Below are 16953 nucleotides of genomic sequence, written 5' to 3'. Positions count from 1 at the left end.
CAGTGTGATCGCTAGAAGTTTATTTTCTTAGGTCTCTTATTTTTTTGATGCCATACAGGCCACCTGCGGCCAGTAGGGCAGTGAGGCCGCCATCAATTGGAGTGGCAGGTGGCGCGCCCTGTGCTAAAGCAGGGGCTACGACTACCAAAATCATAAGGACCGATAAGCTTATATATGAAGTTTTCATGTTGATGAAATTTTGAATTAAAACTTGAATTTTCTGGTGAATGTGCCGTCTGTAGTGACGATTCGGACAATGTGGATGCCAGACGTCTGAATAGGCACTTGCAGCGATTTTACCTGTCGCTTCTGTACATCGCTGGCTGAAAGCAATCTTCCAGAAAAGTCATATACCGCATAGGCGGAGATGTCGGTGGCACTCGCGAAATCAACGGTCAGAGTTTGGTTGCTGTATCTATAAGTAGGACGGTTTGCAGTTACTTCCGAAGAGAGTATTGCAGCTGCTGCGTAAGTGAGCGTAAACCTGTTTTGGTCAGTGCCCTGTACAGCAGCAAAATCAAATGAGTCTACTTCGCTGAGATCGTAGGTGATGCCTGTGACATGGTCTGTGAGGATAAATGTCATGCCCTCATCCAAGCCACTCATGTCTACCACAGATAGTGTAAGTGTGCTACTGGCGGCCAGGTCAAAGCCTAGTTCGGTACTCACACCACCTGATGCGGGTAGTCCCTGGATAGCGTATTTGTTGTCATCAATGAAGCTGTAAAAAGCAAAGTCGGGATTGCCTATGAGTTTGGATGCATCGTAGCTCCTGTCTACACCTTCTGTGGCATCCTCGCGCAAGCCTACCAAAAGTTCGTTGTATAGACCCGCATTATTGGAAATCGCCAATTTAATGTTGAGCTCAGTTGCACCGCCTTTGCGGAAGAAGTTACCATCTGAATTGTTTCCGGCACTTCTCATGTCTTCCGTAAAAGTGACGCTGGCTGTTCCTTCTGCCTGTAGTTTGACAAAGAATCCTTGCATGGAGCCGATATAGCCATCAAACTCCGATGAGCTGTTGGGACCTTGTTGGTCGATCATCCCCAGTGATGTTACAGTCAGATAGTCGTCATTCGTACCCTGAGTGCCATTGTTTTTATCATCCCACAGGTAGATGGCTCCTTCGAGTGCGGTATTGGCATCTATAAAATCCTGTGCATTGATGGCTGCAGGGTAGGGGTTGCTGAGGAGGTTCCAGCCTTGATTGCTGGCTGTGCCAGTGCTATAGGTAAGGCCTTCTACGGTAATGGATCCGTTGTTTGGAGTCCCTGTGAAAGAGATCATGCTCTGACCAGCTTGCGCATAGCCAACACCAGGAACAAGCTCCGTGGCTGAAGCATCTACCCATCTGTCACCTCCTGTAGCGCTATAGGCCTGTGTTTCGTCATATGCATATACCGGGTTGCCTATGCTGGCACCTGTTACTGAGGCATTGGCTTCTATAGGTGTGCCTACGAAACTATATCCTAAAGAAGATCCGCTGGTGTTGCGAAGGATTTCCACATCATTGCCGATGAGGTATTCTCCGTCATTGGTGATGAGGCTGCCTCCTGACTGAACGGTGATGGCTCCTTCATTAAAAATATCACCGATTACCGTGAGTGTAGCACCAGCCTCTACAGTGATAGAAGCTCCGCTGGCTACCTCGAGGTTTTGGACCTCTAGCGAAGTGCTGATGGTAAGGTCTCCTTCTACTATTGCGTTGGTAGCTGCTGTAGGAGATCCCAGGTCCCAACTAGTGGTGTAGGTGGTGGTGCCGGTTACAGGTATGCTTAGCTCAAACAAGTTGTTGCTTTTGTCAGCAAAATAGGCTCTGGAGCCAATCGCCGTTAGGGCCTTTACTCCATTGTGAAGGCTGAGGTCTGAAATGAGTTTGGTGCCTTCCTCAGTGCCATCCGTATAATAGACTCCTTCTTCTGTACCATCAGTAGCGAAGAATATAGCTCCTCCGTCTATAGGGGTCATGGCATTGATGTTGCTGCCCCCAGTGCCCGTGTTGATATCCATGAGCATGAAGGTGCCCGCTGAGGTGCCGTCACTTACCCATAGCTCATTCCCGTCACCAGAGTCTACATCTTGAGCTCTAAATACAAATTTGGTGTCGGACACCGCAGCATATCTTCCAATCGCGCTAGCCCCTGACGTGCCAGACGCACTAAAGTCTTCAACAAGCTCTATGCTGGTGCCATTGCTGCGGTACAGGTTGTCGTTTGCTACGGCATTGGGCCCGGAAAAATAGGCATATCCGTTCATTACAAACCCTTCACCACTATAGCCTCCGCCTGCGGTGCCAGTTTGCAAATCCTCTACAATAGATACGCTGGTGCCATCATATTTGTACAGCTCTATTCCCTGATCGTTGGAGATACTTTGTCCAAAGAATAATACCAGTGACTCACTGATAGGCATAAAAGCAATATCCTCGGTTTTAATGTCATCATCCACCTGTGTGGTATTGGCAAGTGTGCCATCTACGGTAAAGAGGTGGTGATTGTATCCGGAAGTAGTAAGTCCTACCAAAACCTTTTCACCAAATGGTGCTTTCCTTTTGAAATTGCCATTACCTAGATCAAAGCCTTCGGCTTTTACATCCGAGATTTGCTCGCCTGTTCCGGTCAGGGTATTATATGCCCAGAGTTTTCTGGCGCTATTGCCCCCTCGGGCGGTGCCAATCTCATCGCGTTTGGCTATTTGGTAAATGATGCCATTGTGGTAAAAATTGGCTTCTCCCTGGTTGGAATAGTTGATTAAGATCTCGAAGTTTTCACCGTCAGTCATCATCATGCCATTGCCGGTACCACCTCCGATATCATTGGCTCTGGAGATGGCAAAATCTCCATATGAGGTGAGGTTGACCAAATCTCTTAAGTCACTGTGATAGTTCGTTTGTGTTTTGGTGCCGGGATCGTATGTGACCAGTCCCTGATCAGCGCCTCCGCCATTGTACCTCCAGGCAATTTTGCCATTGACAGTTACGAGTTGTGCGGTGTAAGGTGTGGTGTTGCTGAGTTGAGTTTGTGCCCCTGCCTTGCTGATTCCTAGCAGTAGTACTCCCAACATTACAACCTTCATCGAAGTAATGATTTTTTTCATAATTAAGGATTTAGTGATATCTCAAAGTAACTATCACTAGCCTTCATACCTCCGGTGTAAACTGTTCAATTAGGGTGGGGTAAACTGTTCGAAAATTAACATTTCGGCATTTTTAGGGCTTTTTACTTGGAATTTGATAGTAGTTACTCCTTTGGGTAGAGTGGAGTAGGGCAGGTAAGTATGAAGCAAAAACCCCTCTTAAGCACTCATGCATAAGAGGGGTTTCAAATGAGATGATAGCAAATAGTTCGGCTGTTCAGAGAAGATATTTCATCAGGCCTCTTTAAGGCAATAGCTCTACTTGCATGGAGGAGATGTTCGGACCACTTTTGCCAGTGGTTCGAAGCTCGATGTAGTTCGCTCCACTTTTGAGTGTGCAGGTAGCAGTTACTTTGCCCCACTTACTATTCCACGACCCTGTGGCTTTGAAAGGGATGGTGGTTATAAGTTGATCGTTTACGTAGAGCTCCATAGGCCGAGAAGACGCATCAGCGGAGGCATAGTAAAATGTCAACTGATTGGTGCTGGCATCTCCGTCGTTTTCCTGGTACCAGGATACGGAGCCTTCTTTCCCGCCAAAGTCGGCAAAACTTACGCCCTGGCTACTTTTTATTTTTGCACCTTTTAGCGATGCCTCCTTACTTGATGTACCCGGTGTAGTAGCGGTCGAAGCTGTCATCGTTTCGCTGTATTGTTCTGTGCCCCAGTAGAGGCCAAGGTCGGTATCAAACTTTTCTTCGAGGTTGAGGATTTGCTCACCGTTTGAACTGACAATGGCCTTTACCACGGTGCCTGGCTCAATCGATAGCGGCCCGGAATAACGAGCGCTCTGTATGTTTGGAGTACTGCCATCCAGTGTGTAATAAATTTGAAACTCCGGCTCGGGTGTTTTTCCTTGAAGGTCTATTTGTTTTACCGCAATGGAGACTTTGTTTGAAGTCATGAGGTTTTTCTCGCCCAGAATGCTGCCTACCGTAATGGAAACCGGATCTGTGGTGTTGTGCAGTCTTAAGAAAGCTCTGGAGAGCCCCATAAAGGCTTTCTTTTGTCTGGCATGTGCATAAATACTGGTATCTACCGGGTCACCATTTTCCAAAGAGATGATTGCTGCAGGTCCATTGAGGTGGTAGTACAGCATATTTTCGCCATAAGGGTAGGTGGTTCCCACTTCATCAGTAATGGCTACCGTCACTATTTTGTTGATTGCTTCGCCTTCCTTACTCTCAATTTGTTCTGTTGACAGTGCAATATCAGCAGGAGGGTTTGCTGTTTTTACTGTGCTTTCGGCGACTACTTTTCCATCAATATATCCTTTGGCGGTAAGTGTGCCGGGCTTCCAGGGCACCATCCATTCGCATTGCATTTCCTCTGCCTGTGTGCCTGGGACATCTCTGCCTAATGACTCACCATTATAAAACAGCTCCACTTCATCGCAATTGGAATACACCCAAATTGGAATTTCTGTACCCAATTCCATTTTGGGATGTGTCCAGTGTGGAAACATATGCACCATGGGCGCTTGGGTCCATTGGCTTTGGTAAAAGTAAAACAGGTCTTTTTCGAACCCCGCGACATCTACTGCTCCACTCATAAAAAGCCTAAAAGGCCAGCCGCCATGCACATATCCGGCTTCTCCATAATAATCAAAACCGGTCCATCTGAAGTGGCCGCTAAACCACGGCAGGTCGCGCATGAGTTCCCAGTTTTTGCGAGCGCTGATTCGCACCGTTGCATTGTCATAGGACGAGTTAAAATGTTGCTTTCGGTTTTTCCAGGTATGTGGAGCACTCCATTCATATTCGAAAATTTCGTCTTCGGTAAGGTCTGGTATTTCAAAGACGATTTTCTCATTGAAACCATCGCGGTACCAGGTTTTGGATCGGTAGTACCCTCGGGTTTGCCAGGTGTGTGGGGCTTCGGTAGAAACAAAGGGCTTGTCGGGGCGAGGTTTGGTAAAAAAGGTCTTTTTCTCGCTACCTCCATTCACCCCAAATACATCCATGTATTCAGAGGAGCTATGTCCGGAGGTTACGGGTTTGGTAGGGTCCAGCTCATGGCATAGCGCTACGAGTTCCTGACCCACTGCGCCTTTGGTTTCATTTCCAACACTGTATATAATAATAGATGGGTGATTTCTGTTGCTAGTGATCCACTCGGTAAGGTCTTTTTGCCACCACTGGTCAAAGGCCTGTTTACCATAGTCTTGAGGAGCTTTTCTTTTCCAGCCATCAAATATTTCGTCCATAACCATCAGTCCTAGCTCGTCGCACAGGTCATAAAACATCGGTGGCGCCGGGTTGTGTGCTGTGCGGATGGCATTCACGCCCATGTCTTTTAGTAGCTGCAGTTTCCACCGTAGGAGAGGTTTGGTCCATGCTCCACCTACTGGTCCACCTTCATAGTGCTCACTTACGCCCAGGAGTTTCGTTACCTCCCCATTGAGGCTAAAGCCCGTTTCCGTGTCCCATTCTATGGTCCGGATACCGATGTTGGTATCCACTTCATCGATGGTTTTGTTGTTTTGGATCAGGCGTGATCGGACGTTGTACAAGTATGGGGAGTCTGGGCTCCAAAGCTGTGGATTGGGTACAGTCAAAGTGGAAAGGACCTCCTGTTCGGAACCATTTTTCCATTTGATGGTACGGGTAGTGCTGCTGATTAACTTACCAGCTACATCCATGACAGCCGTTTCTAGTACTGCCTTTCCTTTGAGTTTTTCTTCGTTGGACAAGTCAGTGGTGATGGTGAGTTCTGCATCTCCATTGTCCTGTATACTGGAAGTGATGTACACTCCGTTTGGTTGGATGAATTGCTTTTCGGTTGCAATCAATCGTACCGGGGCGTAGATGCCTGCTGGATGATACCACCTGGCTGACGGCTCCAGACTGTTGTCTACACGTACGGAAAGCGTATTTTCTCCCGGTGTTAAATATTCACTTAAATCATACCTGAATCGAATGTATCCATAAGGACGTTTGCCAAGATAGTGCCCATTGATCCACACTTCACTGTTCATGTACACCCCATCGAATTCAACGTAGACACGCTTGTTTTGCCAGGCTGCGGGCAAGGAGATGGTTTTTCTATACCAACCAATACCTCCACCGAAATATCCTCCATTGGCTCTCTGGGCTCCGTCTTTAGCAATGCCCTGTTCAAATGCCCAGTCGTGAGGTATGCTAACCTCTGTCCATTCTGAGTCATCAAAAGCATTGGTAGCGGCCAGGGAATCATCTGAAAGTGAAAATTTCCAGCCATCCAAGATGGATTTTTCAACCCTTTGAGCATTAGCTGCATGAAAGCATACAACAGTCCATGCAATGCAAAGTGCGTAACGTATGAGTTTCATTCTGTTTGATTTTGGGAATAAATCAAAGGTCTGCACGCGTGCAGACCTTATGAGATTATAAAACATGTAGGAACTAATTAGCTTTAACATTCCATTATTTCAGGATTACCTTCTCCAATGAGGATGAGCCATCCAATTCCAGCTTGAGGAAATAGACTCCTTTTTCGAATGTTGAAATATCCAGTTGCTGAGAGGCTGCAAGCGTTCCTTCCAGCAGTGTGTGCCCTAGTACATCTATTAGCTGGTAGCTTCCCTTATGGACTCCATTGGGTAGCTCCAGGTTTAGCAAACCGATGGTAGGGTTTGGATAAATGCTCACTGAAATGTGCTCATTGCTGGCAAGTGGCAGGGGAGCGATTACAATTTGCAGACTTGCACTCACTCCAGAGTCATCATTTGCCGTAGCAGTAATGTCCACTGTGCCCGCTGATATAGCAGTCACCAGACCGGTTGCATCTACCGTGGCGATTTGCTCATCACCAGACGACCAGGTGATGGAGGCATCTGTGGCATTAGTAGGTGTTACCGTGGCAGAAAGCGATTGAGTTTCTGCTACCATCATGGCATTGGTTCCTGCGATGGTGATTTCTGCAACTAGAATAGGTTTTACTTCTATTTCGAATGAACCGGTTACGTTTGAGCCATCGTTGGCAGTGGCAGTAATGGTGACGCTACCTACGCTATGTGCCGTTGCTAAACCAGTACCATCTACACTAGCTACTGCCTCGTCGCTGCTCGACCAGGTCACGGAAGCATCAGTAGCCTGCTCAGGACTTACTGTAGCGGTCAGTTGTTGGGTATCATCCTTTTGCATGGAACCTTCTCCTGAGATACTGATCTCAGCTACGAGTAGAGGTGAAATGGTGATTTGAATCTCGGTAGTAACGCCAGATGCATCATTGGCTGTGGCGGTGATTGTCACCTCGCCAACCGCCCTGGCAGTGACCATTCCCTGGGCATCTACAGTGGCGATGGCTTCATTGCTACTCGACCAGGTGACTGAAGGGTCTGTGGCTTCAGCCGGCGACACATTAGCTACCAGCGTTTGATTTGCCGCATCCAGCATGGAAGTTTCTCCTGCTATTGTTATGGCAGATACTAAAAGTGGTGAAACGGTAACCGTAATAGCACCTGATGCTTCTGATCCATCGTTAGCAGTAGCAGTAAGAGTAACCTCTCCAGGAGCCATTGCACTCACCTTACCCGTTTCGTCTATTGTGGCAATAGTGTTATCGCTACTCGACCAGGAGACAGACACATCTGATGCATTTTCAGGGCTCACGGTAGCCTGAAGTGTTTGTGTGGAGGCATCGAGCATGGAGGTTTCGCCGGTTACGGTCACCTCAGCTACCAGCAATGGTGAAACAGTGATCACGAAGGTCTCTGCTACATTGGAACCATCGTTGGCTGTGGCAGTGATGGTCACCTCACCCGGAGCCACGGCAGTTACCTCACCAGCGGTAGATACCGTAGCAATAGCAGTATTGCTGGAAGACCAGGTTACTTCTGTATTGGTAGCCTCTGATGGCGTTACAGCGGCTGTCAGTATCTGGGTAGTTTCGTCTACCATGGTAGCATTTCCTGTGATACTGATGGCTGTTACCAGCAAAGGCGAAACAGTGATTTCGATAGCATCAGAAACTTCGGATCCATCTGCCGCCGTGGCTGTTACAGTAGTAGTTCCTACGCCTACAGCCGTTACCACTCCGCTAGTGGGATTGACAGTAAGTATCTCCGTGTTTGCTGAGTGCCAAACTACAGAATTGTCCGTGGCGTTTTCTGGCATCACTGTGGCAACAAGACTTTGGGTCTCGGTATCGGTCATTTCGCTGGCTCCTTCAACAGCTACAGAGGTTACCGGTACAAAACTGTCAGTAACGGTGATTTCTATTGTGCCTACAGTCGTAGAGCCGTCTATAGCTGTTGCACTGATGATGGCCGTTCCTTTTGCTATCGCTGTGACTTCACCTTGTGCGTTTACTGTAGCCACATCCGTATTGTCAGACGACCACACCACCGATTGGTTAGTGGTGTTGGATGGGGTAAATACAGCTGTTAGCGTTTGAGTGGTTGCCGTGCTGTTTAGGTCCATTACCGTCGATCCATCTACAAAGATCTCCTCTGCCAGAATAGGGTTTATCGTGATACTGAAACTGCCAGACACCTCGGTACCGTCTGTGGAAGTAGCAGTGATGGTTACTTCTCCCAGGTCCACTGCGGTGACCAAACCAGTTGCATCCACCGTGGCAAGATTTGTGTCGCTGCTCGTCCAGGTGACTTCCGGGTTGGTAGCATCTTCTGGTGATACTGTGGCTGTCAGCTGCTGAGTAGATTCTATTTGCATTTCGCTTTGTCCACTGAGTGTTACGGCCGTCACAAACGTATCACCTATGCGGATGTTGAACGTATCGCTTACGCCAGAGCCATCTATTGCCGAGGCGATTATCTGAATATCGCCATGGTCGATAGCCGTGACTACACCATCCTGGTCTACGGTAGCTTTGGATTCGTCTGATGAAGACCAGTGTATCCGTGTGTCGTGGGCATCTGCAGGTAAAAGTGAGGCTGTGAGGGTAGTGGTATTTTCCAGGTCTACCTGTGTAGCACCAGTTATGGAGATGCTGCTTACCAGAGTGACATTGTCTTCGATGTATTTGTCTCTTCCAGCGATCCCAGCGGCATTGATATTACCATTTTCCAGGTCAATGGTCGCCCAGTTGTTGTAATACACCAGGCCATCTACACCCGCATCGATGGCGGCTACCATTCGTGATTCCTCTATGGTGCCATTTTTATCATAATCTTTTGGATTGTCCGTGGCTTCTGAATCCCACACTGGCAGTCCTTTTTCGCTGGCAAGCGTCATAAATTCACTCCACTTATCATGCTGAAACATGAGGTTGTGACAGGTAGCTACGGAGATATAATCCCTGATCTCGGTGTTTTTGTATGCATTGATACCAGCTTGTAGATTGTGATTGTCACCACCTACAATGGTGGCACCATTGACATTGCCTACCAAAGCGCTGTAGATAGACTTTACCTGAGAGGCATTGAAACACCCTCCGCCTGCGCCTACACAATCTTCATTGAAAGGACTGATATAGTCTACTTCGTACTCGGCTGCAAACTCAATGATGCGGTCTCTTAACCTGTTGGACTTGATCAATACGCCATTGACTTCATCTCCCAGTTCATCCAAATTGTTGTTAGCAATTCTTCTTCCACCACCAAATTCGGCAGGGTTGGCGAAGATTTTGAAACCATGGGCTTTGGCCTGTGTGTACAGGTAGTCGTAAATCTCCTTGTTAGGATTGAGGGTGACAGAGTCTCCTGGGGCCTCTCCAAAGATATCGATGCGAATGCCATCCACTTGCAGGTTGCGCATTCCGATCAGCAGGAAGTCGATTTCATCTTTAGTGGCGATGGAGTTTTTGATTTGAGCCTGTTTCATGTCTCCAAGGACTATCTGCAGGTTGTTTCTATACTTTTTTACCGGCTGTATTTGCGCCCATAGTACCTCTTTGAAGTACGCGTTCAGGTTTTCAGCCATCGCATCCACAGCTTCCTGGCTTTCAGGATTGGCTTTGATGTCATTGGCTTTGCTCAGTGAGTCTGAGAGTTGGGCCATCATGGCTGAGGGGTATTGTCCTACTTCAAAGCCTGCTTCAGCTGTTTCCATAAACGTATTGACCTTAGCCAGCACCGGTGCGAGGTTGATCAGGGAAATAGGCGCATTCCAGACGAGCGTCCCTCCATCTTCGTTGATTGTGCCTTTGTTGTATAGCTCGCCATCTATGGTGAGGGTAGCTCCGCTGGTGATCGTCAGAGTGACTCCCTCGGGTATGTGGGCGCTAGTCAGCGTTAGGTCTTCAGAAATAGTGTAGTCAGCGTTGAAGTACAGCGACTGACCCGCTACAGGAGCACCTTGTGACCATTCAGCGCCATTGTAAATGTTGTCTGGGATGGTTACACGGAAGACGTCTTTGTCATTGTCAGTGAAATAAAGGTACTGCTCAGTAGCAGCCATGGCATGCGGCTGGCTGGTAAACAGTCCGAGGTAGTCTTCGCCATTATTGAGCGTGACGATGTTTACTCCATCGGTGAAATAGATGTAGCTGTTGGTGCCATCAGTAGCTCCAAAAGCAAAGCCATTGCCAGCTTCTATGCTATTATTTTTGTTGTAGCTGTTGACTGGCTCCAGTGAGCCTCCGGTGGGGTTGATGTCTAGCAAAAGTTTCGTGCCTGCCACGGTGCCGTCTGAAATGTGAGGCTCATAGCCATCACCTGTGTTTGCTATGAAAAAGGTATAGTCTCCATTTTGACGAAAATCGCGTGGATCAGAGCTACCCGAAGCGTTCAGGTCTATCTTTTGAGGTGTGCCTCCATCAGTATAGAGGTACGGTTCCAGGTCACCATCAGGGGCATTGCCGAAGATGGCGAAGTTGCTGCCTCCACCTATTCCGTGGAGATGCATACCACTGGCATCTGCTATTTCTGTGGTCCCTGCTGCGGTTCCGTCGCTGGTGTATATTTTGTCGTAGTAAAAGAAAATGACCCGATCGCCGTAAGCTTTTCCCAGTGGCCATTGTGCTGTAGAAGTGGCGTCTGCGTTGGAGTGGTCCACATCGGTGATTTGGATGCTCGTTTGGTCGGTATCGTCCCATACGAAGTATTCTTCGTCTGAAGATGTACGCTTGGCTTTAACCAGGATTTTATCTCCGGCAAATGGTACCATTTGTACCTGATAGAGATTTTTGTTGATTAGGTCTACACCACCACCAGACACATTGTTGAAAGGTCTCGTAACAGTGGATAGATCTGGAGAAACCCTTATGAAATCACGCCCGGCATTGTCTGGCATGAATTTTCCAGAACCAAAATAGGCACCATTGCCTGTCTGCGTCCAGATTCTGGGGAAGTTTGCGGCCGTGGTGTAATAGTCGAGCAAGGTTACCCCCTCAGTGGTAGCATAGATCAGTTCGTCCTGATCAGCAGAGGCTACCTTCCCGCGTCCAAAGATTACATTGCCCACACGTTCTACTTCGGTAAACTGTGCAGCCGTGGTGGAAGTGGTGGTGTAATTGGGGATGTCAATAAAGAAGAATTGCGTGCCATTCCCCAGGTAGGTCATTTTGCTGTCATCTTCAGAGACGATAAGGTAAGATGGCCCATTACTCGGGGAGTTGGAGGCAGCACTGTTGTCTACCAGTTTTTTTTGTGCAAATAGCACCGTGGTACAAATCAGTAATGCTAACGTGAAAAGGTGTTTCATTTAAATGTGGTTTAGGTCTTGCTCGTATTTTCCAGTCTTGAGGATCATTTGCCTTTCAAGAGACGGATGATTGGAGATACGTCCATAAATGAGATTAACTTTTTCTCAAAAATCCTTAGAAGGCACTTTCATCCATAGGGTTTTATGAGTCAAAGAAGGGGGGGTGTTGGTTCGGAGCGTTGTATAAACACGTTTTAAAGTGAATTACGACTTAGACATTTCATCAAAATAAAGGGGAGTAATTGATCAAATCTATCACTGGGTTTGGTGAGGTAGGATTAGTCTATCTAGCTTGATGGAGTCAAAAATTGACAGTCTGCAGCTTCCTTGTGATGTGCGTTGCACTTATGGAAGATGTAGAGGGGTTAGTATGTACATTAAGCTAAATCAAAATTTCTTTAAAGATCTGTAAAATGAAAAAGTTATTAATCTCTTTAATGCTCTCGATGGCCGTGTTGCCAGCCATTTGTCAAAAGGTCATTTGGTCTGAAACTCCTGAGCAGAAGAAAGATCGACTGGCCTGGTGGACCAACGACCGGTTTGGGATGTTTATTCACTGGGGGCTGTACTCACAGGCTGCTCGCCATGAGTGGGTCAAAAAACGGGAGAAGATGACAAATGACGAGTACCAGAAGTATTTCGATTTATTCAATCCGGATTTGTTTGACCCTACTGAGTGGGCCAGAAAGGCGAAAGAAGCCGGAATGAAATACGCAGTAATTACTACTAAGCATCACGAAGGCTTTTGTATGTATGATTCTGATTACACGGATTATGACATTGTCAATACGCCTTATGGAAAAGATATTTTGAAGGAATGGGTAGATGCGTTTCGAGCCGAAGGATTGAAAATAGGGTTTTATTACTCATTGATAGACTGGCATCACCCGGATTTCACCATAGATAGTCGTCATCCTCAAAAGCCCAAAACTGATGATGAGTATAAGTCACTCAATAAAGGAAGGGATATGGCGGTGTACCGAAAGTATCTTCACAATCAGGTGCGCGAACTAATGACCAACTATGGTCAGGTGGATATTTTATGGTTAGATTTTTCATATCCCGGTAAATATGGAAAGGGTAAAGAAGATTGGGGCTCTTTAGAGCTGCTCAAGATGGTGCGTGAGCTACAGCCAGGAGTTATTGTAAACGATCGCCTTGACCTCAAAGATTATGAGGGAGGGTGGGATTTTACCACTCCGGAGCAGTTTAAAGTACAACAATGGCCAACAGAAAATGGCGTACGCATTCCTTGGGAAACGTGTCAGACGTTTTCAGGATCCTGGGGCTATTACCGTGATGAGCACACGTGGAAAGACACCAAGCAGCTGCTCGTTCTTTTGATCGAATCAGTGAGTAAAGGAGGCAACTTGCTATTGAATGTAGGACCAACAGCACGTGGGATGTTTGACTACCGGGCAGATCAGGCATTGGAAGCAATTGGAAGCTGGATGAAGTTCAATGACCGTTCCATCTATGGATGTACGCAAGCCCCTGAGGAGTTTGAGGCACCAGATCATACACTACTGACCTACAATCCGGAAACCAATAGATTGTATGTGCACCTACTGGATTATCCGATGAAAAACTTCCTAATGCCAGGCTTTGCAGGGAAGATCAAGTATGCGCAGTTTTTGCATGATGCTTCGGAGATAAAAATAGGTAAATCACACGGCGCATGGGGCAAAGAAAAAACCAGGGCTCAGGATGTAAACTTGCTGCTACCTGTGACTAAGCCCAATGTGGAAATCCCTGTGATAGAGATCTTTCTAGAAGAATAGGGTGGCAGGCCGCTTAGCCAGCCGCCCCTAAGTACAATATGATCAATCCGAGAATAGTGAGAAGGAGGTTAGTGAAAAATTGTTTCATGTTGGTTTTTTAAATTATCAGGTCATCGTTTTAAATAAAACCCGGGTGTCTCATGCGTTGAGATCCCCGGGTTTTTTGTTTACTTAAAATATATTTTGCTTTCAAAAGAGCGTGCGCCTTGAGTGACTTTCAGCAGGTACAGTCCCTTGAGATTAGAGGGTGTTATCAACTCCATCTGATCTGCAGCTTGCAGTGTAGCTTCATGCACTTTGCGTCCGTCCAGGGTATAGATGGTGGTGTGCAGAGAACCCTCATCGAGTGATATTCCGGATATGTTTATTTTGCCATCCATCACGGGGTTCGGGTGTACACTAAGTGCTGAGCTGGATAAACTAGCGGCTAGCTCACTTTTTCGTGCGCCCGGAGCGGCAAGTGGCACCTGCACACGTACGAACCCATCGGCAGGCACGGTCACATTCCAGTTAGCGTTGTTTCCGAGATAGTAGGTGTTTACAGTTTCTGTATTGGTGGCATCCCAAATCCACCGGCTTACGGTGCCAGATGCTTTGTAGCCATTTTGAAGTTGGAAATTCACTACTTTGGAACTGCTGCTTCTGTTGAGTAGGTACACTTCTGCTGTGCTGCCGTCAGAAAATGCCACACCTTGTATGTCACTGTCGGTAGTGGCCGTCTCTATCACTTGTTTACCGTCAGCACCGTTTACCAGTGCCTTGAATCCACTGTATTTAATGGGCAGTTCGTTGCCATTGGCATAGACGAATCGCTTCACTACCTGGTAAAAAACTACTGCCTCAGCTCCTGCATTGATGGCCGGGAAGATGTTGTCCATGCCAGCTACCAGCAGGTCCAGACGATCGGCGGTTGAGTAGCGTGTAGATTCGGTGTACCACACAGGATCTGCGGATTGAGTTACCAGATCGCTCCATTTAGATTCCCAGTTGGATTGCGGGATGGTTGTGTCATCATAAAAGTGTGAGCCAATGATATCGGTGCGGTCTTCTACATCATTCACATCATTGATGGAGGTTTGCAGCGCCCATCGCTCCAGCCCCACTTTTTGGGTGGAGCCCAGGTTGTTCATTTGATCAAAAACCTTTCTATGATCAGAATCATCTGCAGGGTCTTCGTTCCATGGGCCCAGATAGTCTATAGTGATGCCAGCATCGCTCATGCGCGTCATGAAGCTATCCAAATAGGCCGCATAAGCCGTGAGGTTGAGGCTGTAGACGTTGTAGCTGCAGCATCCTTTCCAGTTGCTGGGAAATTTATCAGCGTTGTGGAGGTGTGTGCCGTATCCATCGCCATTGGCAATGCTCGCAAAAATCTTCACGTTGGGATTTACGCTTTGTACTTCCTGGATCACTGTGATCACATTGTCGTAGATATTGTCCGTGATTGGTTGCAGGGCAAAGATTGGAACCCGCAAAATTTTCAGGTTCATATCACCGAATAGCTTTTGGGCTGTGGTAGATACATTTTTCTCTGCCCAGTCTTTGATGGTGAGCTTACCATCTCCTCCAAACGTGACTGTTTGATGGGAGGTAGCAGGGTCAATAGTGAATGCCTGGCCATAAGTCAAAATCACAGCACTCATGAAAATGGTCATGAGTGCAAGCTTCTGTAGTACTTGTTTCATAGTTTAAAAGTTTAGGTAATAAATCGACGGTCAAGATTTCCATTTTTTCAGATAGTGTGCATGGAATAATTGTTCAATAGCTGGGGGTATTTTGAGAATTTGGCAATTACGGAGAGATATTAAGGGTTTTATTGAGGATATCGAAAAAGTATGAAAAATGGCTTGCGATAGAGCTTTAAAACGTTTTTCACCCATAAATGAACAAAAAACACCTGCTCCGTGCGCCTGGTCTTCGGTTCTTTTGATAGATCGTGCATATTCGTGTGCGCGTTAAAAATTTTAAAAATACTTCCTGGTGGAATTGCCTAATATGGAAAGTGTCATAATCTCAAAAACTGGTTTTCAGAAATGAAACTATTTTTTTATGTACTGAGCGTAGTGTTGTCGGTTCAGGTGGTATGCTCTCAGCCAGAGACTACTAAGAATAAGCCTAATATCATATTTATTCTCGCTGACGATCTGGGATATGGAGATGTTGGCTTTAACGGGCAAACCAAAATAAAAACCCCTGTTCTCGACCGAATGGCAGCAGAGGGTATAGTGTTCACCCGGCATTATGCCGGGTCTACCGTTTGTGGGCCTTCTCGCGCTTCATTGATTACGGGTCTGCATACGGGACACTCTCCGGTTAGAGGCAACCCAAGGTGGACACGATCCGGGGCACCTGTAGATCTGTCTCAAACTCAAAACACCGTAGCAAAAGAGCTGAAGAAAGCGGGGTATCACACTGCTGTTATCGGAAAGTGGGGGTTGGCTGAAAACCTGGATGAGGGCAAACCACATCATCAGGGATTTGATTATTTCTTTGGGTTTAACAGGCATGGGCCAGCTCACCATTACTACCCGGAGCGCCTTTGGGAAAATGACAGTCTGATCGAACTAACAGGAAATGTGATGAAAGACAAAGTAGGTAAGTATTCTCAGGATTTATTTACCGATAAAGCTTTGGAATATGTCGAAAAGCATCATGATTCGCCCTTTTTCCTATACCTGGCATATACCATTCCGCATTATGAGCTGACCATTCCCGATGAATATAAAACGTATTATCAGCAACAAGACTGGCCGATGCGTGAAATGAAAATGGGACACTACCGGCATGACCGCAATGGGCATGTCACTTATGCATCGATGGTGTCTAGAATGGATGATGACATAGGGCGACTGCTGGCTAAACTGAACGAACTGGGTGTCAGTGAGAATACTTTGGTTGTTTTTACTAGTGACAATGGTCATGAATATGACCGGGTGAATGATCCCTTTTTCGATAGCAATGGACCTTTTCGGGGGAGAAAGCGTGATTTATATGAAGGAGGCATACGCGTGCCTTTTGTAGCTACGTGGCCAGGAATAATAATGCCAGGAACTACATCTGACCACCCGTCGGCGTTTTGGGATTTTCTGCCTACAGCTTGTGACATAGCAAACGTAACTCCCTCAGCACCGACTGACGGCATTTCCTATTTGAATGCACTGCGAGGGCTCAGGCAAAAAAATCATGATTATTTGTATTGGGAGTTTAATGAACGTAAAGGGCCCATACAGGCGATCATGAAGGGTGACTGGAAATTGTTGTATTTTGTGGGATCACATTATGAGCTTTATCATATCGAAAAGGATCCTGCCGAGGAGCAAAATGTATATCAGGAGCAGCATGAGCGAGCCAAAGAATTGAAGGAGTTGCTTGCACGTGCCAGATCCGAGCATCCAGAGTTTCCACTGGTGAAACTGGAAAAAAGCAAGAAATAATGTGTGGCAAGAGTTTAA

7 protein-coding genes are annotated in these 16953 nt (G+C 46.9%); 2 read left to right on the top strand and 5 right to left on the bottom strand.

Features of this window, described 5'->3' with window-relative positions; genetic code table 11:
* Positions 1-19: 19 nt before the first annotated feature.
* The 4 genes from C7460_RS23720 to C7460_RS08665 all read right to left on the bottom strand — a co-directional run bounded on the left by C7460_RS23720 (position 20) and on the right by C7460_RS08665 (position 11720).
* On the bottom strand, positions 20-187 hold the full coding sequence (locus C7460_RS23720) for a PID-CTERM protein-sorting domain-containing protein (RefSeq protein WP_170147942.1): 168 nt from the start codon (positions 185-187) through the stop codon (positions 20-22).
* A gap of 17 nt (positions 188-204) precedes the next feature.
* Positions 205-3096: a T9SS type A sorting domain-containing protein gene (locus tag C7460_RS08675; RefSeq protein WP_115867698.1), complete on the bottom strand. Its 2892-nt coding sequence runs from the start codon at positions 3094-3096 to the stop codon at positions 205-207.
* Positions 3097-3379: 283 nt separating this feature from the next.
* Positions 3380-6445 carry a sugar-binding domain-containing protein gene (locus C7460_RS08670; RefSeq protein WP_115867697.1) on the bottom strand — a complete coding sequence of 1022 codons (3066 nt, stop codon included), beginning with the start codon at positions 6443-6445 and terminating at the stop codon, positions 3380-3382.
* Between the two features lie 94 nt (positions 6446-6539).
* Positions 6540-11720, bottom strand: a complete 5181-nt coding sequence (locus tag C7460_RS08665; protein WP_115867696.1) for an Ig-like domain-containing protein — start codon at positions 11718-11720, stop codon at positions 6540-6542.
* Positions 11721-12133: 413 nt separating this feature from the next.
* Between C7460_RS08665 and C7460_RS08660 the strand changes: the two genes are divergently transcribed.
* Complete coding sequence (locus C7460_RS08660; protein WP_115867695.1) at positions 12134-13501, top strand: alpha-L-fucosidase; 1368 nt, start codon at positions 12134-12136, stop codon at positions 13499-13501.
* A 167-nt stretch (positions 13502-13668) separates the two neighbouring features.
* On the opposite strand, the gene C7460_RS08655 is transcribed toward C7460_RS08660, so the two are convergent.
* Positions 13669-15186 carry a T9SS type A sorting domain-containing protein gene (locus C7460_RS08655; protein ID WP_115867694.1) on the bottom strand — a complete coding sequence of 506 codons (1518 nt, stop codon included), beginning with the start codon at positions 15184-15186 and terminating at the stop codon, positions 13669-13671.
* A 348-nt stretch (positions 15187-15534) separates the two neighbouring features.
* Between C7460_RS08655 and C7460_RS08650 the strand changes: the two genes are divergently transcribed.
* Entirely contained in the window at positions 15535-16935 is a 1401-nt protein-coding gene (locus tag C7460_RS08650) for an arylsulfatase (RefSeq protein WP_115867693.1), read from the top strand.
* Positions 16936-16953: the final 18 nt, after the last annotated feature.

It is taken from the genome of Marinoscillum furvescens DSM 4134, from assembly GCF_003386095.1.
Taxonomy (GTDB): Bacteria; Bacteroidota; Bacteroidia; order Cytophagales; family Cyclobacteriaceae; genus Marinoscillum; species Marinoscillum furvescens.
This window is presented reverse-complemented; position numbering and strand designations above follow the sequence as displayed.